Here is a 26,143-nt window from a genome sequence, read left to right on the forward strand (position 1 = left end):
GGATGCAAAATGCGACCCCGACGTATCAGGGCTAGATAACAAAAAGGTTGAACCACTTCAGTAAAAACAAATAAGCAATGGCATCTGAAAAGCAGGATAATGCGCAGTTTAATTTACGACAGATGTCCAAGGATGTATTTTTTATCCTGACGGGCGTATTGAGCGCCGCTTTCGGGCTGGAGAGCTTTTTGTTTCCGAACCGTTTTATAGATGGCGGCGCAACGGGCATATCCTTGTTGGTCGCGGAGGTTTCCGATCTTTCCCTGTCCTTGCTGATCGTATTGGTGAACATTCCCTTTATGTTTTTGGGTTGGCGGGTAATCGGAAAAATGTTCGCGCTCAAGACCACCGTGGCCATTTTACTTTTGGCCCTTACCTTGGCTACCGTTAGTTTTCCGGAGGTCACGCAGGATAAACTTTTGGTCGCGGTTTTCGGAGGGTTTTTTCTAGGAGCGGGTATCGGGTTGTCCATTAGAGGAGGAAGTGTTCTGGATGGCACCGAGGTTTTGGCCATCTATCTGAGTAGAAAACTGAGCACTACCATTGGCGACATTATTATTTTGGTAAACATACTGGTCTTTATGGCGGCCGCCTACCTATTGTCCATCGAAACGGCCCTATATTCTATGCTTACCTATTTGGCGGCATCAAAAACGCTCGATTTTGTAGTAGAGGGTATAGAGGAGTATACGGGAGTGACCATTATCTCCAAATATAGCGAGGAAATCCGGTTGATGCTCATTGAGGTTATGGGTAGGGGAGTAACTATGTACGACGGAAAGGGCGGTTATGGGAAGGAGGGAATCCATAACGATTATGATGTGCTGTTTACCGTAATTACCCGTTTGGAAATTCGACGCCTGAATATAGAGATCACGAAAATAGACCCGAAAGCGTTCGTGGTCATGACCAAAATAAACGATACGCGAGGGGGAATGATCAAAAAGAGGGTGTTGTAGGTCCTACTGTTAATATCCCTTATATGCACCATTGGTGTGTTTCCTGTCTTCCTATTACATGCTGGCGTTAATCTTTCGCTACTTTTTTAAACTACATTTTAATAGTAAAGCTATTAAAAGTGATAGTTTAACTATTGTTTAACGGAGTAATGCTTTTGTTTTCATGCTTCCCGTCGTATTTTTGTATGCCATTCTAAAAACGGTTAACAATGGCCAAAAAAAAGCATATCGATTTCTTTGAGGAGATGGGTAAGTCCCTGGAGAAAACTCCGGGGAAAAATGAAGTGGTAAGCGTGGCTGCGGGCGATATGTTTAAGTTAAAGGAACCGGCCAACCGATACTACGAGTTCGTACATTACTCCCTCAATTTTATGGGACATCGTTTGGAAATGCTACAGCAACTTTCAGCGATACGGAATGTCACGGTCAAGGTAACGAGCATCTTGCGCATGAAGGATGGCAATCACTTTTTGGTACTGATGAAGACCGATGGGAGCCCATTTTTCGAAGGTGTTTTGAAAGTGTTTGCAGAAAAGGAACAAAGCATAAAAAATCATGAAATAGTACCATTAAGTCTAGAAGAAAAAGCAGCGATTAATATTGAACTTTTAAACAACAAATAAAGATGACAACAACAAAAAATACATTCGTAAGTATCGTTTTAATGGGGACACTGGCCCTTTTTCCCGATCCAACCTTGGGCAACGACAAAGAGGAGCGCAACGCGCAGGTCGAAAACAACGAAAGATCGGAACAAAATGTTTCCTTGGATTTTGATCACTACCTATACCTTCCCGAGGATTTCAATCCCTATTCGGGAATGCAGGTTATGGTCGATTCCATAAAAGTGATCGAAGTAGCGGAAGAAGTAGCTTTGGGTTTTGACCATTACCTGTACCTGCCCGAAAACTTCAACCCTTATTCGGGAACCATTTGGGATATGGAGCAGATGAAAACCGACCAGAACGAGATAAGCACCGACCTAGGATTTGACCATTACCTGTATTTGCCGGAAGGCTTTAATCCTTATCAAGGAATGGTATTTGATATCAGTGATATAGAGGTTAAGGAGTATGAAGAAATGGAATAGTGTAGGTCGGCATTTAGGTGCTGTCCATTAATAAATTTCACCATTTCCAAGTTAAAAAGGTATTGGCTGTGCTACGAACGTTCCCGATGTTATTTTTGGGAACGTTCTTCCGTTTGTGGTATAACATTAGGGAAGTCTTGGGCCACGGCAGTTCACTGTATATGTTCCGAGGGAGAACTCAGGATATTCAGGATACGTAAATAGGATTGGGACATCTATTTTTGTATTGTAGACCCATGAGGGCATAATCTGTAAGATTTGCGATGGTTTTCAGACTACTACAACAGTAATACCATTTCAAAGTTAAAATGGTATAAGACAAAAAATAGGGTAAACTAATAGCTTTGATACAAATGGAACATACAACCGAAGCGTTGATAAAGAAGGGTTTGATAACGGCCATGTCATATTCCGAATATCGCAATTTGGTCAGCACGTTGGCCCAAAATGGTAAAACGACGGGATCAGAGCAGAAAGAGGCCTTGGTCAATTATACGATGTTGAACGATCGTCGGATGAGGCGATGGGACAAAACGCTCAAATTTGACACGGAAATAGAAGGAACAATAGCCTCGTTTAACAAGCAGGTGACTTGGTTGGTATTTACAGAAAGCTGGTGTGGCGATGCTTCGCCATCCTTGCCGGTGATGCATAAAATAGCGGAGTTGAACCCGAACATCACCTTCAAAATACTCCTCAGGGACGAACATCCGGAGCTGATGCAGCGTTTTTTGACCAATGGCGCGCTATCGATACCCAAACTGATCATGATCGATGATGTTTCGGGAGCGGTAGTTAACACCTGGGGTCCCCGTTCCAATGCGGCAACGGCGCTTGTAGCGGCCTACAAAAAAGAACATGGAACATTGACTCCCGAATTTAAGGAAGACCTACAGGTGTGGTACAATAAGGATAAGGGTAAAAACGTTCTGGACGACCTAACGCGCCTTTTGCTGGAATAGATAGGTAATGGTCCCTTTTTGGGTAGCTTTTGAGGAAGAATTGAACTTCGCTTTTAACGCATATGCAATGGCATTATCGACAAGGCATCCGTTGGAAGTACCACTACTTTTTTGATTGAAATCGGCCTCGGTAACATTTCCCAAAGCATCTACTTGAATGTTTACTACTACTTTGCCACCTTCGATACAGGTGTAAATTGGTGGGGGCAATCTGTAATTGTTACGGTCTACCAAGGAATACGAAACGGACGTTCGGCGCTTCGCCAAATTATTGGTAAACTCCTTTTTCTCCGCTTCTTTTTCGCCTAACAATTGTTTTTTCTCTTCCCGCTTTTTGGCCAATTCCCTTACGCGTTCCGCATATTCAGAGTCCGTCACCATATCAGAGGGATCCCCATCTTCAGCACTTTCGGCGCGTTCCTCCATCAATTCCTCCAAAGTCTTTAGCGGTTCGGGATTGCCATAGCTCGGTTTGGCAGTTTCATTATAGGCCAAATGGCTTTTTATGGATTCGGCTTGCGCCATCTCTTCCAAGCGCTCTTTTTCTTCCAATAATTCCTCGATATCCTCTTCCGCCAATATCATCTCCACAACATATTCGTCCTCCTCCGCACGCTCCTTGCCCAAACTGATGTTGAATGCTACCAGTATGATGTTTGCAAGGGCGAACAATGTAATCAAAAACGATAAATGTTTGCGGTTGAGACTCATAATGCTATAACCTCAATTTCTAAAAATTATTTTAATTATTCGTTGAACGGAAGCTTTGTCACCTTTATTTGGCAATTATTGTGCCGTTCCAAGTAGATTTTCAGCAAAAATTAAGGGGTCTAAGGCTTTATTTACGTTGTATTCCCCTATTTTGGTTCTCCTTAGGGTAGACAAATGTCCGCCGCTATCCAAAGCTTTCCCAAAATCGTGGGCCAAGGAGCGGATGTAGGTACCTTTTGAACAGACCACCTTAAATTGGATTTCCGGCATGTCGATAGCCGTTATTTCAAAGGAGAACAACCGTACCGTTCGCGTTGGTATTTCTACCGCTTTTCCTTCCCGTGCGTATTCATATAGTCTTTTCCCATCCTTTTTTAAAGCGGAAAAAATTGGTGGGCGTTGTGCGATTTCCCCAAGAAAATCCTTTGTTTTTTCATGGATGGCCTGCGGGCTAATATGGTCCGTTGGAAAAACCGCATCTACCTCCGACTCCAGATCGTAAGAAGGGGTAGTCGCGCCTAGGGTAATGGTGCCGGTATATTCCTTTACCTGTCCTTGAAGTTCGTTTATCTTTTTGGTGAATTTTCCGGTACAGATCAAAAGAAGTCCGGTAGCCAAAGGGTCCAACGTTCCCGCATGCCCTATTTTAATTTTTTTCAGGTCAAACTTTTTTCGGATCGCCCACTTTAACTTGTTCACCGCCTGAAACGAGGACCACCCCAGTGGTTTATCGATCAACAACAATTGGCCATCAAGAAAATCGGTCTTTGTCATCAGACTACGGTTAAGGGACGTACAAAGTAATGGAGCAATAGCAGGGCGACACCTACGATGATCCGGTAGTACCCGAACAACTTAAAACCGTGTTTGCTCAGGTATCCGATAAAGGATTTTATAGCAAGCAGGGCTACCAAAAAGCCCACTACATTTCCGATGATCAGCAGGTTTATTTGGTCCGAGGTCAAGGTAAATCCGGCATTGTAATAGTCGTAACTTTTTTTTAGGGTAGCTCCCAGCATAGTGGGTACCGCTAAAAAAAACGAAAATTCGGCGGCGGCGGTACGGGAAAGTTTCTGGGACATTCCCCCGACGATACTGGCGCCACTGCGCGATACGCCCGGTATCATTGCCAAACACTGAAAAAAGCCGATTTTTAAGGCGGTTAAATAGGAAATTTCCGTTTCCTCGGCGTCTCCGAACCAATGGTCCACCCGGAGCAATACTATACCGCCAAGCACCAATGATACGGCAACGGTAACCGGGTTCTCGAGCAATGCATCGATAAGGTCGCTCAACAATAGTCCGAGCACTACTGCCGGCATAAAAGCCACCAGAAGCTTCAAATAGAAATCGACCGTTTGAAAAAACCGCTTAAAATAAAGGACTACTACGGATAAGATGGTCCCTAGTTGAATAACGATAGTGAACAGTTTCGTAAAATCTTCTTGGGCAATACCAAAAAAGGAAGAGGCGATGATCATGTGCCCGGTAGAAGATACGGGAAGGTACTCGGTAATTCCCTCGATAATGGCGAGAACAATAGCTTGTAAATAATCCAAGGTGACTACTTCTTATGGGGATTCAACAAAATCGCGTATACTTCGATTCCCAAACCGATCAATACCAAGGTAGGGGCCAAACGTATTCTTCGAAAGTTAAAGATCTCTTCGTTGAATACATTGGGATCGTCACTACCGCCGCCGCTCATTAAAATGAACCCGAGCGCGATCAGGGCAAGTCCGATAAACATGAACAGGTAATTTTTACGCTGAAAAATATATTCCTGCTGCGTACGATGTTCGGGCTGGTTGTGTTTGTTTTTCGCCATGGCGCAAATTTAGGAAAAAGTTACCATTTTAATGGAGCTTTCCTCGGGTATAAAAAAGGAAAACCAATACCGTTGGTGTTGGAAACATCGGGATGGTACGAATCGTTTTCAGTGAAGTGATTTAAACTTTTTGGATTGAAGCGATCCCGAGGCTTCCTTGATTTTTTGCTCTTTTGAAGCCTTTTTTGCGTTGCATAGCAGGGCTACGGAATGAAAAAAAGTCGAAAAAAGTGTGAAAAAGCATCATTTTTTAGCCTCCCGACGGTTCGGGAGAAAAAGTTTAAACCACTTCAGTAATAAAGCTCGTCCGTACGAAGGTTTAAAAAACGCTGGGTGGCAAAAAAGGTGCTGATCCACGAAATAAGGATACCCAAAAGAAAGACCCCTCCGAGAAGTATTGCGATTTCGGTATAGTCCCCAAAAAGGCCCAGTTCCGGAAAAACAGTGTTCAAGTAGTACAGCAGTCCGCCGAGCGCGAGTATGGCAAGAACCGCTCCCAACATGCCCAAGCGAATATTGGTCCATATGAACGGCCGTCTTATGAACGCTTTTGTGGCGCCTACCATTTGCATGGTCTTTATAATGAAGCGTTTGGCATAGATGCTCAGCCGTATCGAACTGTTGATCAACAATACTGCGATAAAGGTGAATATACCACTGGCCACCAAAATCCAGAAACCGATTTTTTTAACGTTGTCGTTCAATAGGCCTACCAAAGGTTTGTCGTAACTCACTTCCGCTACGTACGCCTTCGCGGTCATTTCGGACACCATTTCCTCAATACGCTCGGGGGTAACGAAATCGGCCATCAATTGCACGTCGATAGCGTCCTTTAAAGGGTTGTACCCCAAAAACGCCATAAAATTTTCACCGATTTCCTTGCTGTGCCGTTCCGCTGCCTCTTCCTTGGAAACATAGACCGCCGATTTCACATGTTCGGCCAACGCCAAGGTTTTTTGTAGTTGGTTGATTTCGATTTCCTTTGCAGACTCCTTTAGAAATAGTGAAATCGTAATCTGTTCCTTAAAATGGTCCGCCATTTTTTTGGTGTTCAACAACAGCATTCCCAAGGCCCCCAATAAGAATAATACGAGGGCAATACTCAACACCACCGAAAAATAGGAGGATATCAGCTTTCTTTTTTGATAGTTTTCAAATGATTTGCCCATAACACAGTTTAACAACTAAAATTAGCAATACTTTTTTTAATGATTTCACTTTTTAACAAGGGTGATTTTGAGTATCTCCTGGTCTAAGAAAAGCGACTATACCGGCTAGGCTGGAAGGACATTGTGGTTTTCTTTTGCTAATCTTTTATTTTTTCTTCTACGGTAATTTTTTTTGGATCAGGTGGGATACGCTTTGCTATCAACAAAATCTGTCCTAAATGGCTGGATTGATGCTCCATAACATGAAACCAAGCAAAGTGGTTGCTTGTATTTGATCCGGGTATATTAGAGGTCAACCAGTCGTCATCCTTCTTTTGTAATTCCGCTTTTGTTTTTTCCCTTACATTTTTCCAAATATCGAAGTAATATTTGGCGTCATGATTTTTTATATTTTTTCTGCCTTTTTCACCAAGGGACATGGCAAACTCCCAAGCTTCCTCTTCTTCTTTAGTATAGGAGATATCCTCAAACGTCCTTTTTTGATAGTATACCTCGGTAGCTACTAAATGCATAATCAAAGCGCCTATGGAATTCGCTTTTTCATCGAGTAAAAAATCCAACTCTCTTTCTTTGAGATTTCCGACAGTCCGTTCCACACGTATGCTAAGGTTATCGAGCATGCTGATTAAAGTTCCTATTTGAGGTGAGAACCCTTCTTTAGGTCCTATTTCATCGGAAGGACCCTCTTCTATTCCAGTACCTTTGATCATTAAACTGTACTTTCCATTTGCGGCATCCGAGCAAGAGGTATACGCAAACTCTTTTACCCGGATATTTTGGCCAGCACGAATACCCAGGTCCCAATCCTGGATCATCCCTTTCTTGACCTGATTTTCAAAGTCGGAGTTCTTAATTTCAAGCTTTTCGAAACTCCCGGTAGGGGTTTCGGTAAATACCTCGAAGGAATCGAACAAAAAAGTTCCATTTCCTATACAAATACCACCAAAACTTAACTTTTCAGCATCCTTTCCAAATTCCCCTTCAACGGTGTAAGATTTCCACTCATTTAAAATAATGGGGCGGTCTCCCATATTATCAAAGAATCCAGGCTCACTACCAGTGTTGTCGACCCTCGCCCAAATGCCGGACCAACTCGAATCATGCTCACCATCGGTCTTTGCGAGCCCGACAACCCTAAACTTTATGGGCTTATCCGTAGTAACTTCTATGGTTTGTACAAAAGAAGTCCAATCTCGGGAAATTCCACTTTCTTGCGCTATCGCAAGAAAACCACATAATAATAATACAAGGGTGCTGAGGTTTCTTAGTTTCATATGTATCAACGCTATTTTGAACGGAAAAGTTACCGTTTTTAAACCAAATTTTATCTTTTCAAACTAAAATGCCCCTTATAAACCGTATCGGCCACTCGAATCATATACCAATAATCGCTTTCGGGCAAAGGGCTGTTGTTAAAAGTGCCGTTCCATGAAATGGGCCCGTCAACAACGTGTTTCAACAATTTTCCGGTACGGTCATAAATGGCAATTTCGGAATTTGGAAAAAAGGCGATACCCTCGGCTTCAAAAATATCGTTTCGGCCATCCCCATTAGGGGTGAAAAAGGTGGGGACAACAAAATGAACAAAGGAGGTTACCGCTTCCCCGCAGTCATTGTCCTCCCGTACCCGAATATCATAGCGCCCTCCCGCAACGCCCTCAAAAATCGGGGATGCGCTATAGTCTATACCATCAATGGAATACTCGTAGCTGCCGTCGGTTTCTGTGAGGATTTCAATGGAATACCCCTCCGAGCGGATGTCCTTGATTACGGGGATTGGTATTTCCTCCAGTCGAATCGATTTGGAATTGGAACAGCCTCGGGCATCGGTGACCGTTACGGAATAAGTGTCCGGCCTATCGACCGTAATGTCGCGAGTGGTTTCGCCCGTACTCCAGGCATAGGAAGCGGCTTCCAGGCCCGCCGATAGGGTGGTAGTGGTATTTTGGCAAAATGCCAACACTTCGTCAGTAAGGACAGGAATTGGCAGTGCTTCAAAAGCGACCGCGGTTCGTAAGGCCGACCCGCAACCTCCCAAAGAGGAAACCGCCTCGGCGTAATAAGTACCCGTACCGGGCGGTTGAAAAACGGTGCTTCCCTCGCCCAACAACAGGCCTCCCACGGCGCTATCGTACCAATTCACGGTAATCCCTTCCGGCACGGATACCGATATGGTGCCATTGTCGTTTGCACAGCTTGCGCCATCGCCATTGCTTATAGGGGCCAAGGGTCGCGAAACAACATTGATCCGAAAAATTTCGGATGCGGAATTGCAACGGGGATTGGTTAGGTTTACCGCATCTTCAGCAACCAACACCCGATAAAAGGTATCATTAAAAATGGCCGGGGTGTCGTAGGTTTGGTTCGTTTCGCCTACGATGTCCGTCCAGTTGACAAAATCGGTACTTACCTGCCATTGATACGCATGGGTCGTGTAGATGGTAAAGTCGGGATTTGCGGTCAAGGTAGTGTTGAAAGGAACTTCATCATCACAAATTCCCCGGCCTGTTGCAAGCTCGGGATCGCTAACACCGATAAAATCACCACAGGACCGAAAAACGATATCATCGATCGCAAGATCGTTCCCGCAGCCTCCATCACTATTGTTTTTCATTTTCAGGATGACGGATGTCTGTTCCGGGGCGGTCTTAAAAACAAGTCCGTAAGGTCGCCAAGTAGGGGACGAGGTATTTGGGATATTGCCCGTATTTCCAGAGGCCAACAGGGTAGTGTTGCTGCTGTCCCATATTTCAAACTTCACGTTTACCGGTATCCCGTTTCCCCCGCATCCCTGACTGGTTTGAAGGCTTATCAACCAGGAGGAAAATTCATAGGAGGTATTTTCACAAAGTCCGGTTACGGTGCGCCTAAAAAATTCATCGGCGGTAAAACTGGCATTCACGATAAATGCTTTACCGTTAAGGTCGTTTTCGGTATGATCCTCGGTGTCGTGCCAATCAAAATAATTGGTGGTGCTGGAAATAGTATAATCGCCATCGGTAGGGGTGCCCGAGGTAAAGGTATAACTGGTGACCCCGGCACCTAGGGGCGGACCGTCGGTAACGCCCGTTCCAAAGGTTTCAGTGAATATGGCGTCGCCCGAATTGCCGGTACAAAACCCCAGCTGTGCATGAAGTTCGGAAACCCCAAATAGCAAGAGCGTTAAAAGGAGGTAATTAAAATGTTTTTGGGACTTGTGCACCTTAATGGTATTAGGACGTGGAAGATAGCAATATCTTTTCCCCTTTCCCATATTAGACTTATTTTTGCCCGATACCGAAAAGAAAACGATAAAATGCAGTACGATTTTAATGCTATAGAAGCCAAATGGCAGCGATATTGGGCCGAAAACGAAACCTTCAAAGCTTCCGAAAGCAAGGAAAAGGAGAAGTTTTATGTGTTGGACATGTTTCCCTACCCTTCAGGGGCCGGACTTCATGTGGGCCATCCGCTCGGGTATATTGCCAGCGATATTTATGCGCGTTATAAAAGGCACAAAGGGTTTAATGTGCTGCACCCCCAAGGGTATGATTCTTTTGGGTTGCCCGCGGAGCAATATGCCATTCAAACGGGTCAGCATCCTGCGGTAACCACCGCTACGAATATCAAGCGCTATCGGGAGCAGTTGGATAAAATCGGTTTTTCTTTTGATTGGAGCAGGGAAGTGCGTACTTCCGATCCAAGCTATTATAAATGGACACAATGGATCTTTATCCAACTGTTCAATTCGTGGTACGATATCGAAAATGATAAGGCGGCACCGATCGAGACGCTGACCGCGCTATTCGAAAAAGATGGTAATGCCAAGGTAAGGGCAATAAGCGACGAGGATACGGCAGTTTTTTCTGCGGCGCAGTGGGCAACTTTTTCCGACACCCAAAAACAAGCGGTATTGTTGAAATACCGGCTCACCTACCTAGCGGAAAGTGAAGTAAATTGGTGTCCCGAGCTAGGGACCGTGTTGGCGAACGACGAAATCGTCAATGGTGTTTCGGAGCGTGGTGGGCATCCGGTAATCCGGAAAAAAATGACCCAATGGAGCATGCGTATTTCTGCTTATGCCCAACGCTTGTTGAATGGGTTAAACGGGGTCGATTGGCCACAACCTTTAAAAGATTCGCAAACCAATTGGATCGGCAGGAGTGAAGGCGCTAGCGTAACATTTGAAGTCCCCTTTGGGGATAGGGGGATAGAAGTATTTACCACCCGCCCCGATACTATTTTTGGAGTAAGTTTTATGACCTTGGCCCCTGAGCATGAACTGGTCTCAAAAATAACGACCCCTGAACAAAAAGCTGAGGTGGATGCCTATGTGGAACGTACCGCCAAACGATCGGAACGCGAACGTATGGCCGACGTGAAGACCATATCAGGGGCCTTTACCGGGGCGTATGCGTTACATCCGTTTACGAAAGAACCGATTCCGATTTGGATCGGGGACTATGTGTTGGCGGGTTATGGTACCGGCGCCGTGATGTCGGTCCCTTGTGGAGATCAACGCGATTACGATTTTGCAAAACATTTTAATATTCCTATCCCGAATATCTTCGAGGGTGTCGATATTTCCGATGAAGCCTTTTCCGATAAGGAGAAGACGGTTATCGCCAATTCCGATTTTTTGAACGGACTCCCCTATAAAAAGGCGGTAAAGCGTGCCATTTTTGAATTGGAGCAATTGGGCCAGGGCCAAGGAAAGGTCAATTATCGTTTGCGGGACGCCGTATTTAGCCGCCAACGGTATTGGGGAGAGCCCTTTCCGGTGTATTATGTAGATGGTATGCCCCAAATGATCGCTGCCGAACAGTTGCCCATCACCTTGCCGGATGTGGAAAAGTATTTGCCGACGGAAACCGGGGAGCCACCTTTGGGGAACGCTACGCATTGGGCCTGGGATACCATAAAAAATGAAGTGGTCGCCAATACCGCTATAGACCATAAAACGGTTTTCCCTTTGGAATTGAATACCATGCCGGGCTGGGCGGGTAGTTCCCAGTATTTTAACCGCTATATGGATCCAAAAAACGAACATGAGATCTTCTCGCAAGAAGCCATAGCCTATTGGCAAGATGTAGACCTGTATATCGGAGGAAGCGAGCACGCCACCGGGCACTTGCTGTATGCCCGTTTTTGGCAAAAGTTCATGTTCGACAGGGGCTGGGTACCTAAGGACGAGTTCGCCAAAAAACTGATCAACCAAGGGATGATTACGGGGACGAGCGCTTTTGTCTATCGAGAAGGCGATACCGGTCGCATTCTCTCGAAAGGGCTAATAGCGGGGAAAAATGTTGTGCCCATACATGCAGATGTAGCCTTGGTGAACAGTTCTGACGAGTTGGATGTTGATGGTTTCAAGCAATGGTTGCCAGATTATACGGATGCAGAATTTGTTTTGGAGGACGGTAAATACATTGTAGGTCGCGAAGTCGAAAAAATGTCCAAATCCAAATACAACGTTGTCAACCCCGATGAGATCTGCGAGCAGTACGGGGCCGATAGCCTGCGCCTTTACGAAATGTTTTTGGGGCCTTTGGAGCAATCAAAGCCATGGAACACTGCTGGCATAACGGGAGTACACGGTTTTCTAAAGAAGCTCTGGAAGCTGTATTTTGATACGAACGGAAGCAAGGTCTCCAATGTGCAGCCTAGTCCCGAGAGTTTAAAAACCCTACATAAGACCATTAAAAAGGTTGAGGACGATATTGCCAATTTCAGTTTTAATACCTCGGTGTCCACCTTTATGATCTGTGTGAACGAGCTTACGGCCCAAAAATGTACGAGTAGGGCCGTTCTGGAACCTTTGGCCATTTTGGTATCGCCATATGCCCCGCATATTGCCGAAGAATTGTGGGAGCAAATGGGAAATAGCGGTTCTATTGCCAAGGTCGCCTTTCCGGTTTTTGAACCCAAACATTTGGTAGAAAGCAGCAAGGAGTATCCGATTTCCTTCAACGGTAAAATGCGTTTTAAAATGGAGCTTCCAGCGGATATGGACAAACAGGCGATCGAGGCGGCCGTTATGGCCCACGAAAAAACCCAAGAGCAATTACAGGGCCGGACTCCCAAAAAAGTAATTGTGGTGCCCGGTAAAATTGTAAATATTGTTGGGTAGCCCGGGGCCAAGCGCAAAAAAAACGGATGGATAAAATCGAAGTTTTGGGTCTGGTCGCGGCTTGTTTGACCACTGCGGCCTTTGTGCCACAGGTGTACAAGACCTGGAAGGTAAAATCGGCCAAGGAAATTTCGCTGACCATGTATACCGTATTTTTTATAGGGGTGATTCTATGGCTCGTTTATGGGTTGCTTATCGATAGTTTGCCCGTGGTACTGGCCAATGGAATTACCGGTATGCTCATTGTTCTAATGCTCCTTATGAAAATGAGGTATAAATGAATTGAGGAGGTTATCTTCTTGTCGGTGTGCCCTAAAACAGACCGAACTTGTGAAAAAGAAAAATAAGACGGTTAATACGATTTGGTCGCGCTCTTAAAAAGTCCTTTCCCCGAAGTGCATAGATGGGCCGACAAATAGATTAAAGAAGGAAAAGATAATACCTGCTTTTCACCCCATTGTTTACAAAACTAACTAATGAAGTTGTTGGGTTCTTTATCAAAGAACCCGAATCGAAATTTGGATTACGTGATATTTAAGAGCATATGCCTAGTAATTTTTATAGTACACCCCTTAAAATAGAGGGGTTCATTAGAATAATTTTATAAAATAAAGCACATACCCCTATTTTTTATAGGGTGCAAATTAAAATTTTATATGATTTTTATCAGTTACCCCTAAATTTTCATCGAAAAAGTTTTTTAGTTTCTTTAATTTGTTTCAAATTTACCATCGCAATCGAAAACGGTCGGCTATGGTAATCGGTGTTCCAAAAGAAATTAAAAATAACGAAAGTAGGGTAGGTATGACCCCTGCCGGGGTGTTCGAACTTGTGAAAAATGGTCATACCGTGTACATACAAGCCTCCGCCGGGGAAGGCAGCGGCTTTGGCGATGCGGACTATAAAAAAGCGGGCGGACTGATCCTTGATACCATAGGTCAGGTGTACGCCATGAGCGAAATGATCGTAAAGGTTAAGGAGCCGATTGCCGAGGAGTATGAGCTGGTACAAAAAGACCAAGTGGTGTTCACCTACTTTCATTTTGCATCGAGCGAGCCGTTGACCAATGCCATGATACAAAGTAAGGCGGTCTGTATCGCCTATGAAACGGTGGAAGATGAAGAGGGAACCTTGCCCTTGCTTACCCCTATGTCCGAAGTGGCCGGTCGTATGGCCATTCAACAGGGTGCCAAATACTTGGAGAAACCTGTAAAGGGAAGGGGGGTATTGCTAGGTGGTGTGCCCGGTGTGGCTCCGGGAAAAGTATTGGTGCTCGGTGCAGGTGTGGTCGGTATTCAGGCGGCAAAAATGGCCGCAGGCCTAGGTGCCCATGTGACCATTCTGGATGTGAACATGAAACGGTTGCGGTATGTGAACGATGTAATGCCCCCACATGTGGTCACAGAGTTTTCCAACGAATTCAATATTAGAAAACACATCCAAGACCACGATCTTATTATAGGGGGCGTGCTTTTGAAAGGTGCCAAGGCCCCAAATTTAATTACCCGCGATATGCTCAAGCTTATGCGGGCAGGTACCGTTATCGTAGATGTAGCGGTAGATCAAGGCGGTTGCGTGGAAACCACCCGCCCCACTACACATGAAGACCCCGTTTACATTATCGACGATGTGGTGCATTATTCCGTGGCCAACATGCCGGGAGCGGTACCCTATACCTCTACTATGGCCTTAACGAACGTTACCCTGCCCTACGTGCTCCAATTGGCAAATAAAGGATGGGAAAAAGCCGTGGAAACGGACGCCGCTTTACAAAAAGGACTGAATATCGTAAAAGGAAAAGTGGTATACCAAGAAATTGCCCAAGCCTTTGGTCGGGAGACCGCCATGGCATAAAAACGTACATTTTGTCAGTTATACCATTTTTGCTTTAAAATCACCCAAATAAAAGCCACCATTTTTTGCTTAGACGAAAACGAAAAATTAATGCCATTTTAACTTTGAAATGGCACGTATAAAAATTGGATTATTTTTTCGGTATTCAAGGCGAAAAACCTAAGCATAGCTGTAGCTACGGTTATTTTTTTTAACGAAGAATAACTGAAAAAGAAACTATTTATTAGTGCTATTTCAAGGTTAAAAAGGTATACACATAGTGGTAGCTACGGCTGTTTTTTATATTGAAGTATAAACGTAAAAGGGTAATTTTTAATAGATAATTTTAAGGTAGAAATGGGATTGCAAAGGCCCTGCCCCTTCCTGTTGACTAATTCGGGAAGAATGGCGGGGTTTTTGTTTGCTATATTCAGTACTATCGGAACAGGAATCTTTAGTATCTTTAAGTATAATTTAAACACGAAACATTATGATGGGCTATTATATACTGATCGGAGCGATCGCTTTGGTAAGCTGGCTGGTAAGCAGTAAGTTAAAGAGCAAGTTCAAACACTATAGTCAGGTACATTTACAAAATGGCATGAGCGGTGCCGAAATCGCCGAAAAAATGTTGGCGGACCATGGCATCCGCGATGTGAAAGTAGTATCGACGGGCGGAATGCTGACAGATCACTACAACCCCTCCAACAAAACGGTAAACCTCAGTGAAGGGGTCTATAGCCAACGAAACGCTGCCGCTGCGGCCGTGGCTGCTCATGAAGTGGGCCATGCGGTGCAGCATGCACAGGCCTATCAGTGGCTGACCATGCGTTCTAAGCTGGTGCCGGTGGTTCAAGTGACTTCCGGAATGAGTATGTGGGTGGTGTTCGGTGGACTGATGCTGGGCGCGGCCGCAGGCGTCGGTCTAGGGTACTGGGTAGCCGTTGCAGGATTGGTAATGATGGCCATGGCGACACTGTTCAGCTTTATTACCTTGCCCGTGGAATATGATGCCAGCAATAGGGCATTGGCCTGGTTAAAATCCAAAAACATCGTAACACAACAGGAATATAAGGGTTCGGAAGATGCCTTAAAATGGGCGGCACGAACCTATTTGGTCGCTGCCATTGGTTCATTGGCCACCTTGGTCTACTGGGGCATGCAAGTATTGGGTGGCAGGGATTAATTTGCGGTAACCATACTTGGTATTATACAAAATCCCGTTCGGTACTGAACGGGATTTTATATGTACTAGCTGTCACCTGCGCGTCTGGGCAAGTTCAATGCCCTAGGGTCATAATAGTATTGGTGATGCGATTTCTTCCGGAAAACCGGTCCAAAAATTCACCGGCAAAGGTGGTTCCGATAGCCCTTAGGTTTCGGAAAGATGCCTATCAATTGTGACAGCGCCGTATTTATAAAATCAAAGCGTTGCTATATGGTAATCTGCCGGTCGATTTGCTGGGCCAGGGAGATAAAGGTTTCCGTTCTGGACACCCCTTCGATCTGTTGAATTTCGTTGTTCAGCACCTGCATTAAATGTTCATTGTCCCGACAGAGGATCTTTACCAAAATGGACCAATTGCCGGTGGTGTAGTGGCATTCCAGTACTTCCGGGATTTTCTTTAGCTGTTTTACCGCCATAGGGTTGCTCATGGCCTTGTCCAAATAAATACCCACATAGGCCATTGTGGTGTATCCCATCACCTTGGCATTAACGATGAATTTAGAGCCCACCAACAGACCGGATGCTTCCAATTTGCGTAGCCGTTGATGGATGGCCGCACCTGAAATACCAATATTACGGGCAATCTCCAGCACGGGTTTTCGCGCATCCGCCATTAAAAAACGAAGGATTTTTTTGTCAATGCCGTCTATCTTAAGTTTTTCCTTAGGCGATTTCATAAAAATGGTTTCATATTTCCTTTAAAAATAACCATTTTGTAATAAATAGTAACAAACCTATGAGGTTTGCCAAGAAAAGGGGGTTCGCCGGGGTACTACCGGTCAGTTGGAAACGGAATCGGGATTATACCCTAAATAGGGCACTTCAAATTCCTTAAAAATGACTCCATAAGCCTCTAAGGCTTTTAGTATGGGAAGATAGACCTCTTTGGTGATGGGGATTTGTACTCCCGGGGTGGTGATTTTACGGTTTAAAATAAGTAGTGTGGCGATAGCTACCGGTAGGCCCACGGTTTTGGCCATTGCCGTATGGGTGTCGGATTCCCCGATAACCACCATATTAGCGTCTATTTGATGCTTTTCGCCCTTGAGCTCAAATCCGAACTTATGGTACATGACGATCATGTCCTTATCCGCTTTCCCTAAGGTCCAACATTCCTCTAGTATATGCTGCAATGCTTGGGCCGGTGACGCATTTTTTAGGGGAATTGTCTTTTCGGAGTTAAAAAGGTCAAGGGCCACCAGTTTGTCCCACATTCGGTCGTCCTGATCGATTTTTAAATAATGCCGCAGTTTGAGTTCCACCGAGTCTGTGGGGGAGTAGGGTAAAAAGAGATTTACAAAATCACGATAGGGCATTCCCTCTGAGTTCTCAATAACATAGCTATCATCGGTCATCCCCAACTGTACAAACATGTTCCAAGCCTTTGAAAATCCCACGCGCCGCATGGTTCCCCGATACAGCGTAAGCACATTTTCGAGACCGTACGCTTCCCGATAATCGAGCGAGTCCCTATTGGCGTAACCCTCAAAACGTCCATAACCTTCGATTTCAAAAAACTCCGTTCTGCGAAACAGCCTTTGGTAGGGAATGTATTTGTAGGTGCCCTCCTGGATAAATTTGGCCGCTCCGCCTTGGCCGGCCAGTACCACGTTTCGGGGGTTCCAGGTGAATTTATAGTTCCAGGGATTGTCGTCGCTTTCGGGGGCGACCAGGCCTCCGGTAAACGATTCGAACAACAGCATTTTTCCCCCTTGATCGCGAATACGGTCGATTACCTGCATGGCGCTCATATGATCGATTCCCGGGTCCAGACCGATTTCATTCATGAACACCAATCCTTTTTTCTTGGCTTCTTCGTCAAGTTCCTTAATTTCCTTACTCACATAGGAAGCTGTTACCAGATGCTTTTCAAAAGCGATACAATCCGTGGCAACGGTTATATGAAAACGTGCCGGTAGCATGGAAACGACGATATCCGCCCCGCGGATCGCTTTTTTGCGCTGCGCAGCGTCAAAAATGTCGAGTCGGACCACCTGGCATGCTTCATGTGTCCTGATATGCTGCGCAATACGCTCGGGGTTTAGCTCCCCAATGGTCAGCGACAATTTTTCGGAAGCCGACTTTTCCAAAAAGTAATCCAATAAGTAGGAAGTCGATTTTCCCGCTCCTAGCACCAGTATGTTTCGCATTCTTTTTTGAGTATTAAGTACCTTTGTCTAACGGTTCCCTAAGGTATCAAATTGTTATATTTTTAAAAATATTACATACTAAAGTTATGAACAGAACAATATTGGTTACTGGTATCGTATTCGGAGGACTTGCAGTCGTTTTAGGGGCCTTTGCCGCACACGGGTTGGAAGCACTTTTAAAACCGGACCAGATCGAAACTTTTGAAACTGGTGTACGCTATCAAATGTACCATGCATTATTGTTGCTGCTTGTTGGGGGTCTTCAGCAAATACCCGCCCCGCAAAAAAAATGGGTATACTGGTCGTTGACAGCGGGAATCCTTCTTTTTTCCTTTTCCATTTACGCTTTGGCGACCAATACGCTTACCGCCTTTGATTTTAAGGTTATTGGTTTTATCACCCCTTTGGGCGGCGTTTTATTGATTTTGGGTTGGGTCGTATTCGCACTGCGGGTTATGCGCTACGTAAAATAGTGTGGTATTCTTCCGTTATTATACCATTTCTACCTTGAAATTAGCCATTAAAAATTGCCCTTTTCCGCTAATACTTCAAAATAAAAAACAACCGTAGCTACGGCTATGCTTGATTTTTCTTTTTCGTCCAAGCAAAAAATGGCTGCTTTTTATTTGGGTAATTTCAAAGCAAAAATGGTATTAGGGTTTCTTGGCGCATTGTGGGGATGTCATCCATGGACCGTTCTTGAGGTTTTCCTTTCCGCCGCTTTGGATTTGGCAATCTTTCCAGAGCGAATTTCTTTTAAAATTATCTCATTTAGCGGTCAATTTGTGATAATTTTACAGGATAACCGCTTTACAACACGAATATGTCAAAAAACACACCTTCCACAATCTCTTTAGCGTCTTACGGCATAGGCCATCAACGGGTTCATTATCAGTATAGTTCGGAGCTGTTGCACCAGCATGTCCTGGAAAAGGGTATGGGCCGGGAAGCATCTTCGGGCGCATTGGCCATAAATACGGGTGAATTTACCGGGCGTTCCCCTAAGGATCGGTTTATCGTAAAAGATGCCATTACTGCCGACAAGATATGGTGGGGCGACATCAACATCCCGTTCGAACCATCCAAATTTGATGCCTTGTACGATAAGGTTATTGCCTATTTGAATGAAAAAGAACTGTATGTTCGGGACTGCTACGCCTGTGCCGATGACAATTATCGGATGAATATTCGGGTAATCAACGAATATCCGTGGTCAAATTTGTTTGCTTATAATATGTTCATTCGGCCGACCGCCGAGGAACTACGAAATTTCGACCCTTCCTGGACGGTGATCAACGCTCCCGGGTTTATGGCGGATGCCGAAATTGACGGTACGCGCCAACACAACTTTGCCATTTTGAATTTTACCAGAAAGATAGCGTTGATCGGCGGTACCGGGTATACCGGGGAGATTAAAAAAGGCATCTTTTCGGCATTGAACTTTATTCTTCCGGTGGAAAAGAACACCCTGCCGATGCATTGCTCGGCCAATGTGGGGGACGATGGAAAGACCGCTATTTTTTTCGGGCTTTCCGGAACTGGAAAAACCACCTTGTCCACGGACGCCTCGCGAAAGCTTATCGGTGACGACGAGCATGGATGGAACAACGAAAACGCGGTCTTTAATTTTGAAGGGGGATGTTATGCCAAAGTGATCAACCTGTCCCAAGAAAAGGAACCGGAGATTTTTGGCGCCATTAAAAAGGGTGCCCTTCTGGAGAACGTGGTCATGAACGACGCCGGGGAAGTTGATTTTGGCGACACTTCCATAACCCAAAATACGAGGGTGAGCTATCCGATATATCACATCGAGAATGTAAAAAGACCCTCTTTGGGGAACGACCCAAAAAACATTTTCTTCCTAACCGCCGATGCCTTTGGCGTGTTGCCTCCCATATCAAAACTGACGCCTAGCCAGGCGGCGTACCATTTTATATCGGGTTATACCGCAAAAGTAGCGGGAACGGAGGCTGGTGTAGTGGAGCCGGTACCGTCTTTTTCCGCCTGTTTTGGAGCGCCGTTTATGCCGTTGCATCCCGCGAAATATGCGGAAATGTTAAGCAAAAAAATGCAGGAAAGCGGTGTGAACGTATGGCTGGTGAATACGGGTTGGACCGGCGGTCCCTATGGCGTGGGGACCCGCATGAAATTGTCCTATACCCGCGCAATGATCAATGCGGTATTGAACGGGGAACTGGGCCTTTATTCTTATGACGACTACCACATTCACTCGGTATTCGGGGTGGCGCAACCGCGCAGTTGTCCCGGTGTTCCAAAAGAGGTGCTTAGCCCAAGGGCTACCTGGAACGATGATGAGGCCTACTATACCACCGCTTTTAAGCTGACGAACGCTTTCCGTGAAAACTTTAAAAAGTTTGAAGCTTACGCCAGTGAGGAAATTCGAAGGGGCGGACCACAGCGGTACGCTTTTTAAGGAAGCCTATTACCATTTTTACCTTAAACCCGCTTTATGCATTAGAAAATCTATTACAGCTTCCATCTACTTCAAAATATGGTGCTGCGCTACATTTAAAAATGTCATATTTTATCGCAGCTAAAAGCTTCATTACGAAGTTTTAATGCATAATCCGGGTTAAAATTACCTATTAAAAATTGCCGAGAAACGCAAAAAACCCTTTTAGCATTGCTAAAAGGGTTTTTTTAAATGTTTGGATAAGTACTATTTTTTATTCGCTTCGGTGATATACTTTCGCAATGCCATGGTCATCGAAGGCGTATCCGGAGTCGGGGCCTTAATATCGATCCGGAGGCCCGCATCGGTAGCGGCGGTTACCGTTGAGTTTCCAAAAACGGCTATTCGCGTGTCGTTCTGTTCAAAATCGGGAAAGTTTTTAAGAAGCGACTCTATTCCCGACGGGCTGAAAAACACCAGAATGTCATAATAAACATCGCGCAGATCGGATAGGTCGCTAATGACCGTTCTGTAAAAAATTCCACGGGTCCAATTCACGCCAAGTTTATCCAGTGTTTCGGGAACGACCGGCTTTAAGGAATCGGATGAGGGCAATAGAAAGGTTTCGCCCTTGTACTTTTTAAACATGGGTACCATGTCGATAAAGTTCATTTTACCCACATATATTTTTCTTTTGCGGTACACCACATATTTTTGAAGGTAGTATGCAACCGCTTCCGATTGGCAGAAATACTTCATGGTGTCCGGAACCTTAAAACGCATTTCTTCCGCAAGGCGAAAATAATGGTTTACAGCATTTCTGCTGGTCAGGATAATGGCGGTGTAGTTTTTAAGGTCGATTTTTTGTTGACGAACTTCTTTGGCATCAACGCCTTCCACATGAATGAAAGGTCTAAAGTCTACCTTAACTTTCTCCTTATCTATTAGTCGTGCGTAAGGAGAATTCTCCATTTTCGGTTCTGGTTGGGATACCAAAATCGTCTTTACTTTCATAGTTTTCAGTGGTTTAGGTAGCTACCAATTATTACCAAGGGTGCAATTTCGAGTGCGCAAAGGTACAAAATAAAATAGAAAAAATGGGAGGCTATAAATTTTTGATGATTCCTTAAGGCCAGCACCCAACCGATGGCATTTACCAATACAATTCCTAAAATTGCTGCGTAAACTACAAATTTCGAGTCCTTTAGCACATAGCAGAGGATGCAATTGGCGAGAAACATGAGAATACCGCTATAGTTCAAATACGACAATTTTTTGAACAGTATTTCCGAAATCACTTTTTTCGATCCAAAAATATATCCGTTCCCCAGTTGCAGCAACACTTTCGTGGTCAAGAACAGCAATAAGAAGAGCAGGGTAAACAAAAAAACCGAGGGATACGATTCACGTCCCATATCCAGAAGAATGCCCCGGGCCAAATAAATAAAAATAGCGCCGTTGATCAGTTGGAACAGGGTGAAGAACACATGAAACCAGTTCATCAAACGGTCTTTCTTGTTATAAAGGAATACGTACTTATTGTTGAAGGGTAAAATAATGAAATTTAGAAACCGGGTATATGACATGCTCTTGGCCATGACCATAAAAAGCAAGCTGGTAAAAAGCAATATGGTAATCCAATCGACGGTCGTACTCGTTCTTAGTATGGGTTCCATTTACTCCAATTTTGTGGTTTTGCCGTTAAGTCCGACGTGCAGGCCGTTCCCGGAAAGTCCGATTCGAAAGTATCCGGGGTCCTTAAACGTTGTCTTTGGAAAGGTAAACGTAAAATAAGTGGTATCATTTGCCATTAAGGCCGTTTTTTTTGTGTCCTGAAGTACGGTTTGTAAAGGGAGCACTTTTTTCACCCTTTTATAATCGTTGGTGTAAGCGATTCCGAAGGTTAGTTTGTCAAGGGCAATGGGCTTGTCATAGGGGTTGTATACTTTGAGCAAATGGGGCCCATCGTTCGAAAGTGCGAACTTTTTGTCCTCTAGATACACCCGAAGCTTTCGGTACGATTCAAAATGGGGTATTTTTTTTCCATAGAACGCTTCGTCCTTTATATTTCGGAACACTACCGGCTCCTTGGCCATATAACGCGAAATGTAATACACGTCCTTGTCCTGTATTTTCGCTTCGCTATCATCAATGGAATATTGATTCTGGCGATAATTGATGTTGTTCAGGGAAAAGGTCTCGTTGCCAGTATAAAAGGCATACATCGGGGCAAGGCGGTAACTGTTTTCAAACACCACGGGCCCTTTGCCGATTTCGTTTTGTAATTCCCCCGTCCATCGCTCGTTGTCATGACTTTCATAATGTACCGGAAACAATGCCGGTATCGCTAGGCCTATACGTAGGTATAACAATATCATAATATTGGCAATGCCCATACGCACCATCCATTTGCGGGTAACGGGGTCTTGAATGAGTTGCTTGAATACCAGAACCACCAATGGAATCGATACGACAATGATCCACTGGGTCTGTACCCTGCGATTGAAACTGGAGACGAAAAAGAAAAGGAGTACCCCATAGGTAAGGTACAAAAGTGCCTTGGTAAAGGGGTCTTTCGCCTTGGTCTTGAACACTGCCCGGTACACCCAGGGGAAGGTGAGCCCGAGAATGGCAATAAGGTTTACAAAATAGCCCAGCGTATATTTTTCGAAGCGATAGGCGCCGTTCGGGCGTTCAAAAAGATGGTATAAGATCGAGACGAAATCGTGCTCGTACAACCATAAAAAATGGGGAACGTAGGCCAGTAGGGCTACCAGTACCGCCAACCAGGCAAGTTTGTTGGTCAACAGTCTTACATTGGATAGTATTACGAATAGGATCACCAGTACCGCATGGTACTTGCTGTACATGAGCCCTGCCATGACCAGACCCATACCAACGGCGATCAAGATGGAGGGACTGGCGATAAACTTTTTATAGGACCAAAGAAAAAGGGCGGTAAAAAAGAGCAACGGTGTATCGGGGAGCGTAAAAAAACCATAGGCGTTCAATAAGGTCATGGAAAACGCCACGATGAAAAAATGGGGTACAAAACGGTTTTTATGTACCGTATCGATAGTGCACCACAACACCGCTAAAGTACCGACGGAGAACAGACAGCTTATAAAACGTACGCCCAATTCCCCATCAAAGAGCAGGCTACCTGCCCGTATCATCCAGGCTACCATCGGAGGGTGGTCAAAATAACCGAAAGCAATGTGTTTGGCGTAATGCCAATAATAGGCCTCGTCAAAAATCAGTTCGGTGTAAGCGGCCTGTAGAATGTTGATGACGAGTATGGCGCCCAACAGATACAGAAAACGTTTTGGAAACTTAGGAGGCATGGCACGGACTTGGTTCACGACGGCAAAATTACAAATTCTACCGCATTACGGCTTGTTTGACGGCATGTATTCCATTGAACAGCACGGGAGCAAACTAGCGTTTGCTTTCCGCCACGCACGCAGCGAAATTTTTTTGTCTTTATTTTTGTTTTCCTATCTAGGGCAAGATTCCATCCCGATAGCTATCGGGATGGCAGACTTCATAAAAATCCACACACCCTGCGACGAAGCCCTTAGCTCGTATTGTTCACGGGAGGTTTTGTTGGCAATAGTTTTTATAAACTTTAACATTTTTGAAGCAAGCTCGTTTCGTTTATTTCGTTTATTATTGTAAAGTCTAACAACGGTCAGGATAATGGAAACTTACAAAAATATAAAACGACCTTCGAAAGAAGAGCAAGAACTTGCAATGCAATCTTATGATGCTTTGGCATCTGTTCTGGAACAGCTAAAATCTGAAAATCCTGAAATCGAGATTGAAGAAACAGAGGAAAAGATTAAAATTCCTTTGAGAGTTTTAAAACTATTAGCCAAGATTTTGAAAGTAACAAGTCAGGGTAATCCAATTTCTATAGTGCCTATAGCTACTGAGATGACAACTCAGGCTGCTGCAGAATTTTTGGGTTGCTCCAGGCCTCATTTGGTTAAATTACTTGAAGAAGGTAAAATTCCTTTCGCTAAGGTGGGAAAACACCGTAGGGTAAAGTTTGAAGATATTGTTAAGCATAAAGAAGAAATGAAGTCTAATCAAGAACAACTTTTGATGGATATGATGAAGTCAGATGAAGAATTAGGCTTATATGATTCATAGTGTCCGATTTACATGTGTCTTGGATACTAACATTATCTATCCTATTGAAATTCGAGATTTATTGTTTTGGTTTGCTTTCTTTGAATTGTTTACGCCAAAATGGAGTAGTCATATTTTTGATGAATGGGAAAAAGTTATGAAGGGAAAGGGAGTAGACCAGGAAGAAATAAAGAAAAGAACAAATCGGGCAAATCTCGCATTTCCCGACGCCTTGGTTACCAACTATGAGCCATTAATTGAAACTTTGGAACTCCCCGATGCTAAGGATAGGCATGTAATGGCTGCAGCTATTAAGACAAATGCCAATGTTATAGTAACCAATAACCTTAAAGATTTTCCAAAGGAGTATTTATCTAGATTTGGTTTGTCTGCTAAATCTGCTGATGATTTTATTACAGATATAATTGATTTGAATCACGAAAAAGCAGTACAAGCGTTCAGGAAACTAGTTTTAAATAGAAGAAATCCGTCTTTAGATGAATACGAAGTTCTAGATGTTCTGAGAAAAAATGGACTTAAAGAATCTGCTGATTACCTCCATTCCTTAATTTGATAAATTATTGCCAACTTTGAAATAGCGCTAATAAACGGTTTCTTTTTCAGCTGTTCTTCGTTAAAAAGCCTGTCCTCAACTTGACTGGGAATCTAACCGTAGCTAAGCGGAAGACAGGCTTTTTGCCATGGACAACTAAAAATTAATTCCATTGCTATACGCACCATTTCAAAGTTAAAATGATCTAAATAGCGATATGCTGTTTTAACCACCTCGGAAAAACACTATTTTTGCCCAAACGCGAACAAAAGGCAATGTCCGACAGCTTAGTTATTATTCCCACATACAATGAAATTGAGAATATCGAAGCCATTGTAAAAGCTGTTTTCGATTTGGAAAAGGATTTTCATGTTCTGGTAGTGGACGACAATTCCCCTGATGGTACCGCGGCCATGGTACAAAGACTGCAACAAACGTTCCCCGATAACCTTTTTTTAGAGGTGCGCCATGAAAAATCGGGTCTGGGAACGGCCTATATCCATGGTTTTAAGTGGGCCATTGCCCGCAAATACGATTATATTTTTGAAATGGACGCCGATTTTTCCCATAGTCCTCCCGATTTGGAGCGCTTGTATGCAGCTTGCGTACAGGGTGCCGATATGTCGGTAGGGTCTCGGTATAAAAAAGGGGTAAATGTGGTAAACTGGCCGTTGTACCGGGTGCTACTATCCTATGGTGCTTCTTTTTATGTGAAAATGATAACGGGAATGCGCGTACATGATCCCACTGCGGGCTTTGTATGTTACAAACGGCATGTACTGGAAAACATCGCCTTGGATTCCGTACGCTTTGTGGGGTATGCCTTTCAGATAGAAATGAAGTTTAGAACCTACCTTCTGGGCTATACCATAGAAGAGGTCTCCATTGTGTTCAGGGATCGGGTAAAGGGAAAATCAAAAATGAGCGGGTCCATTATCAAGGAAGCGGTTTTTGGTGTTTTTATGATGAAGATGCGCAGCATGTTCCAAAAAAATAGATTTTAG

Annotated in this window: 26 protein-coding genes; 14 read left to right on the plus strand and 12 right to left on the minus strand. The window is 44.3% G+C overall.

The window, feature by feature from the left end; all coding sequences use genetic code 11:
- Positions 1 to 77 precede the first annotated feature (77 nt).
- The 4 genes from ACRD7P_RS03520 to ACRD7P_RS03535 all read left to right on the plus strand — a co-directional run bounded on the left by ACRD7P_RS03520 (position 78) and on the right by ACRD7P_RS03535 (position 3,011).
- Positions 78 to 959 carry a YitT family protein gene (locus tag ACRD7P_RS03520; protein WP_430906110.1) on the plus strand — a complete coding sequence of 294 codons (882 nt, stop codon included), beginning with the start codon at positions 78 to 80 and terminating at the stop codon, positions 957 to 959.
- A gap of 209 nt (positions 960 to 1,168) precedes the next feature.
- Complete coding sequence (locus ACRD7P_RS03525) at positions 1,169 to 1,582, plus strand: hypothetical protein (protein WP_430906111.1); 414 nt, start codon at positions 1,169 to 1,171, stop codon at positions 1,580 to 1,582.
- A 2-nt stretch (positions 1,583 to 1,584) separates the two neighbouring features.
- The gene (locus ACRD7P_RS03530) at positions 1,585 to 2,049 is read left to right on the plus strand and encodes a hypothetical protein (protein ID WP_430906112.1); all 465 of its coding nucleotides are present in this window, start codon (positions 1,585 to 1,587) and stop codon (positions 2,047 to 2,049) included.
- Positions 2,050 to 2,402: 353 nt separating this feature from the next.
- Positions 2,403 to 3,011: a thioredoxin family protein gene (locus tag ACRD7P_RS03535; protein WP_430906113.1), complete on the plus strand. Its 609-nt coding sequence runs from the start codon at positions 2,403 to 2,405 to the stop codon at positions 3,009 to 3,011.
- On the opposite strand, the gene ACRD7P_RS03540 is transcribed toward ACRD7P_RS03535, so the two are convergent.
- The 7 genes from ACRD7P_RS03540 to ACRD7P_RS03570 all read right to left on the minus strand — a co-directional run bounded on the left by ACRD7P_RS03540 (position 2,988) and on the right by ACRD7P_RS03570 (position 9,972).
- A complete protein-coding gene (locus ACRD7P_RS03540) occupies positions 2,988 to 3,722 on the minus strand; it encodes a hypothetical protein (protein WP_430906114.1) in 735 nt (244 codons plus the stop codon). The two genes, ACRD7P_RS03535 and ACRD7P_RS03540, sit on opposite strands and share 24 nt — an antisense overlap.
- A 75-nt stretch (positions 3,723 to 3,797) precedes the next feature.
- Positions 3,798 to 4,496 (minus strand): tRNA pseudouridine(55) synthase TruB, encoded by a 699-nt coding sequence (truB, locus tag ACRD7P_RS03545; RefSeq protein WP_430906115.1) that lies wholly within the window; start codon positions 4,494 to 4,496, stop codon positions 3,798 to 3,800.
- Entirely contained in the window at positions 4,496 to 5,281 is a 786-nt protein-coding gene (locus ACRD7P_RS03550; protein ID WP_430906116.1) for an undecaprenyl-diphosphate phosphatase, read from the minus strand. Before ACRD7P_RS03550 ends, truB begins: the two co-directional genes overlap by 1 nt.
- Positions 5,282 to 5,286: 5 nt before the next feature.
- A complete protein-coding gene (locus tag ACRD7P_RS03555) occupies positions 5,287 to 5,550 on the minus strand; it encodes a DUF3098 domain-containing protein (RefSeq protein ID WP_430906117.1) in 264 nt (87 codons plus the stop codon).
- Between the two features lie 290 nt (positions 5,551 to 5,840).
- On the minus strand, positions 5,841 to 6,719 hold the full coding sequence (locus ACRD7P_RS03560; RefSeq protein WP_430906118.1) for a cell division protein FtsX: 879 nt from the start codon (positions 6,717 to 6,719) through the stop codon (positions 5,841 to 5,843).
- 137 nt (positions 6,720 to 6,856) lie between these two features.
- Positions 6,857 to 7,993: a DinB family protein gene (locus tag ACRD7P_RS03565; protein ID WP_430906119.1), complete on the minus strand. Its 1,137-nt coding sequence runs from the start codon at positions 7,991 to 7,993 to the stop codon at positions 6,857 to 6,859.
- Between the two features lie 50 nt (positions 7,994 to 8,043).
- Positions 8,044 to 9,972 carry a T9SS type B sorting domain-containing protein gene (locus ACRD7P_RS03570; RefSeq protein ID WP_430906120.1) on the minus strand — a complete coding sequence of 643 codons (1,929 nt, stop codon included), beginning with the start codon at positions 9,970 to 9,972 and terminating at the stop codon, positions 8,044 to 8,046.
- 42 nt (positions 9,973 to 10,014) lie between these two features.
- Between ACRD7P_RS03570 and leuS the strand changes: the two genes are divergently transcribed.
- The 4 genes from leuS to ACRD7P_RS03590 all read left to right on the plus strand — a co-directional run bounded on the left by leuS (position 10,015) and on the right by ACRD7P_RS03590 (position 15,847).
- The gene (gene leuS, locus ACRD7P_RS03575) at positions 10,015 to 12,828 is read left to right on the plus strand and encodes a leucine--tRNA ligase (protein ID WP_430906121.1); all 2,814 of its coding nucleotides are present in this window, start codon (positions 10,015 to 10,017) and stop codon (positions 12,826 to 12,828) included.
- A gap of 26 nt (positions 12,829 to 12,854) precedes the next feature.
- Positions 12,855 to 13,109 (plus strand): SemiSWEET family sugar transporter, encoded by a 255-nt coding sequence (locus tag ACRD7P_RS03580; RefSeq protein ID WP_430906122.1) that lies wholly within the window; start codon positions 12,855 to 12,857, stop codon positions 13,107 to 13,109.
- A 472-nt stretch (positions 13,110 to 13,581) separates the two neighbouring features.
- A complete protein-coding gene (gene ald / locus ACRD7P_RS03585; RefSeq protein ID WP_430906123.1) occupies positions 13,582 to 14,682 on the plus strand; it encodes an alanine dehydrogenase in 1,101 nt (366 codons plus the stop codon).
- 469 nt (positions 14,683 to 15,151) lie between these two features.
- Positions 15,152 to 15,847, plus strand: a complete 696-nt coding sequence (locus ACRD7P_RS03590; protein WP_430906124.1) for a zinc metallopeptidase — start codon at positions 15,152 to 15,154, stop codon at positions 15,845 to 15,847.
- 248 nt (positions 15,848 to 16,095) lie between these two features.
- On the opposite strand, the gene ACRD7P_RS03595 is transcribed toward ACRD7P_RS03590, so the two are convergent.
- Both ACRD7P_RS03595 and ACRD7P_RS03600 read right to left on the minus strand, forming a co-directional pair.
- Positions 16,096 to 16,566: an Lrp/AsnC ligand binding domain-containing protein gene (locus tag ACRD7P_RS03595; RefSeq protein WP_430906125.1), complete on the minus strand. Its 471-nt coding sequence runs from the start codon at positions 16,564 to 16,566 to the stop codon at positions 16,096 to 16,098.
- A 102-nt stretch (positions 16,567 to 16,668) separates the two neighbouring features.
- Entirely contained in the window at positions 16,669 to 18,039 is a 1,371-nt protein-coding gene (locus ACRD7P_RS03600; RefSeq protein ID WP_430906126.1) for a saccharopine dehydrogenase family protein, read from the minus strand.
- Between the two features lie 86 nt (positions 18,040 to 18,125).
- Here ACRD7P_RS03600 and ACRD7P_RS03605 point away from each other — a divergent pair, with 86 nt between their 5' ends.
- From ACRD7P_RS03605 to pckA, 3 genes are all read left to right on the plus strand, one after another.
- On the plus strand, positions 18,126 to 18,512 hold the full coding sequence (locus tag ACRD7P_RS03605) for a DUF423 domain-containing protein (RefSeq protein WP_430906127.1): 387 nt from the start codon (positions 18,126 to 18,128) through the stop codon (positions 18,510 to 18,512).
- Between the two features lie 105 nt (positions 18,513 to 18,617).
- Positions 18,618 to 18,896, plus strand: coding sequence for a hypothetical protein (locus ACRD7P_RS03610; RefSeq protein WP_430906128.1), 279 nt, complete (start codon positions 18,618 to 18,620; stop codon positions 18,894 to 18,896).
- On the plus strand, positions 18,863 to 20,473 hold the full coding sequence (gene pckA, locus ACRD7P_RS03615) for a phosphoenolpyruvate carboxykinase (ATP) (protein ID WP_430906129.1): 1,611 nt from the start codon (positions 18,863 to 18,865) through the stop codon (positions 20,471 to 20,473). The genes ACRD7P_RS03610 and pckA overlap by 34 nt, the downstream gene beginning before the upstream one ends.
- 246 nt (positions 20,474 to 20,719) lie before the next feature.
- Here pckA and ACRD7P_RS03620 read toward each other — a convergent pair whose 3' ends face one another.
- Genes ACRD7P_RS03620 through ACRD7P_RS03630 form a run of 3 tightly spaced genes read right to left on the minus strand, consistent with a single transcriptional unit; the run spans position 20,720 to position 23,796 of the window.
- Entirely contained in the window at positions 20,720 to 21,466 is a 747-nt protein-coding gene (locus ACRD7P_RS03620) for a uroporphyrinogen-III synthase (RefSeq protein WP_430906130.1), read from the minus strand.
- Between the two features lie 5 nt (positions 21,467 to 21,471).
- A complete protein-coding gene (locus tag ACRD7P_RS03625) occupies positions 21,472 to 22,128 on the minus strand; it encodes a DUF4271 domain-containing protein (protein WP_430906131.1) in 657 nt (218 codons plus the stop codon).
- Positions 22,129 to 23,796 carry an ArnT family glycosyltransferase gene (locus ACRD7P_RS03630; RefSeq protein WP_430906132.1) on the minus strand — a complete coding sequence of 556 codons (1,668 nt, stop codon included), beginning with the start codon at positions 23,794 to 23,796 and terminating at the stop codon, positions 22,129 to 22,131.
- Positions 23,797 to 24,151: 355 nt separating this feature from the next.
- Here ACRD7P_RS03630 and ACRD7P_RS03635 point away from each other — a divergent pair, with 355 nt between their 5' ends.
- The 3 genes from ACRD7P_RS03635 to ACRD7P_RS03645 all read left to right on the plus strand — a co-directional run bounded on the left by ACRD7P_RS03635 (position 24,152) and on the right by ACRD7P_RS03645 (position 26,143).
- Positions 24,152 to 24,607, plus strand: coding sequence for a helix-turn-helix domain-containing protein (locus tag ACRD7P_RS03635; RefSeq protein WP_430906133.1), 456 nt, complete (start codon positions 24,152 to 24,154; stop codon positions 24,605 to 24,607).
- Positions 24,608 to 24,626: 19 nt separating this feature from the next.
- Positions 24,627 to 25,160, plus strand: coding sequence for a PIN domain-containing protein (locus ACRD7P_RS03640; RefSeq protein WP_430906134.1), 534 nt, complete (start codon positions 24,627 to 24,629; stop codon positions 25,158 to 25,160).
- A gap of 254 nt (positions 25,161 to 25,414) precedes the next feature.
- The gene (locus tag ACRD7P_RS03645; protein ID WP_430906186.1) at positions 25,415 to 26,143 is read left to right on the plus strand and encodes a polyprenol monophosphomannose synthase; all 729 of its coding nucleotides are present in this window, start codon (positions 25,415 to 25,417) and stop codon (positions 26,141 to 26,143) included.

It is taken from the genome of Maribacter sp. 2-571 (assembly GCF_050589625.1).
Taxonomy (GTDB): Bacteria; Bacteroidota; Bacteroidia; order Flavobacteriales; family Flavobacteriaceae; genus Pelagihabitans.

Coding starts and splice junctions, on each gene's coding strand:
- ACRD7P_RS03625 (WP_430906131.1), bottom strand. CDS start 22,128: ATGGAACCCATACTAAGAACGAGTACGACCGTCGATTGGATTACCATA.
- ACRD7P_RS03555 (WP_430906117.1), bottom strand. CDS start 5,550: ATGGCGAAAAACAAACACAACCAGCCCGAACATCGTACGCAGCAGGAA.
- ACRD7P_RS03525 (WP_430906111.1), top strand. CDS start 1,169: ATGGCCAAAAAAAAGCATATCGATTTCTTTGAGGAGATGGGTAAGTCC.
- ACRD7P_RS03605 (WP_430906127.1), top strand. CDS start 18,126: ATGAACAGAACAATATTGGTTACTGGTATCGTATTCGGAGGACTTGCA.
- ACRD7P_RS03610 (WP_430906128.1), top strand. CDS start 18,618: ATGCTTGATTTTTCTTTTTCGTCCAAGCAAAAAATGGCTGCTTTTTAT.
- leuS (WP_430906121.1), top strand. CDS start 10,015: ATGCAGTACGATTTTAATGCTATAGAAGCCAAATGGCAGCGATATTGG.
- ACRD7P_RS03540 (WP_430906114.1), bottom strand. CDS start 3,722: ATGAGTCTCAACCGCAAACATTTATCGTTTTTGATTACATTGTTCGCC.
- ACRD7P_RS03645 (WP_430906186.1), top strand. CDS start 25,415: ATGTCCGACAGCTTAGTTATTATTCCCACATACAATGAAATTGAGAAT.
- ACRD7P_RS03590 (WP_430906124.1), top strand. CDS start 15,152: ATGATGGGCTATTATATACTGATCGGAGCGATCGCTTTGGTAAGCTGG.
- ACRD7P_RS03630 (WP_430906132.1), bottom strand. CDS start 23,796: ATGCCTCCTAAGTTTCCAAAACGTTTTCTGTATCTGTTGGGCGCCATA.
- ACRD7P_RS03620 (WP_430906130.1), bottom strand. CDS start 21,466: ATGAAAGTAAAGACGATTTTGGTATCCCAACCAGAACCGAAAATGGAG.
- ald (WP_430906123.1), top strand. CDS start 13,582: ATGGTAATCGGTGTTCCAAAAGAAATTAAAAATAACGAAAGTAGGGTA.
- ACRD7P_RS03530 (WP_430906112.1), top strand. CDS start 1,585: ATGACAACAACAAAAAATACATTCGTAAGTATCGTTTTAATGGGGACA.
- ACRD7P_RS03570 (WP_430906120.1), bottom strand. CDS start 9,972: ATGGGAAAGGGGAAAAGATATTGCTATCTTCCACGTCCTAATACCATT.
- pckA (WP_430906129.1), top strand. CDS start 18,863: ATGTCAAAAAACACACCTTCCACAATCTCTTTAGCGTCTTACGGCATA.
- ACRD7P_RS03565 (WP_430906119.1), bottom strand. CDS start 7,993: ATGAAACTAAGAAACCTCAGCACCCTTGTATTATTATTATGTGGTTTT.
- ACRD7P_RS03560 (WP_430906118.1), bottom strand. CDS start 6,719: ATGGGCAAATCATTTGAAAACTATCAAAAAAGAAAGCTGATATCCTCC.
- ACRD7P_RS03535 (WP_430906113.1), top strand. CDS start 2,403: ATGGAACATACAACCGAAGCGTTGATAAAGAAGGGTTTGATAACGGCC.
- truB (WP_430906115.1), bottom strand. CDS start 4,496: ATGACAAAGACCGATTTTCTTGATGGCCAATTGTTGTTGATCGATAAA.
- ACRD7P_RS03595 (WP_430906125.1), bottom strand. CDS start 16,566: ATGAAATCGCCTAAGGAAAAACTTAAGATAGACGGCATTGACAAAAAA.
- ACRD7P_RS03635 (WP_430906133.1), top strand. CDS start 24,152: ATGGAAACTTACAAAAATATAAAACGACCTTCGAAAGAAGAGCAAGAA.
- ACRD7P_RS03580 (WP_430906122.1), top strand. CDS start 12,855: ATGGATAAAATCGAAGTTTTGGGTCTGGTCGCGGCTTGTTTGACCACT.
- ACRD7P_RS03520 (WP_430906110.1), top strand. CDS start 78: ATGGCATCTGAAAAGCAGGATAATGCGCAGTTTAATTTACGACAGATG.
- ACRD7P_RS03600 (WP_430906126.1), bottom strand. CDS start 18,039: ATGCGAAACATACTGGTGCTAGGAGCGGGAAAATCGACTTCCTACTTA.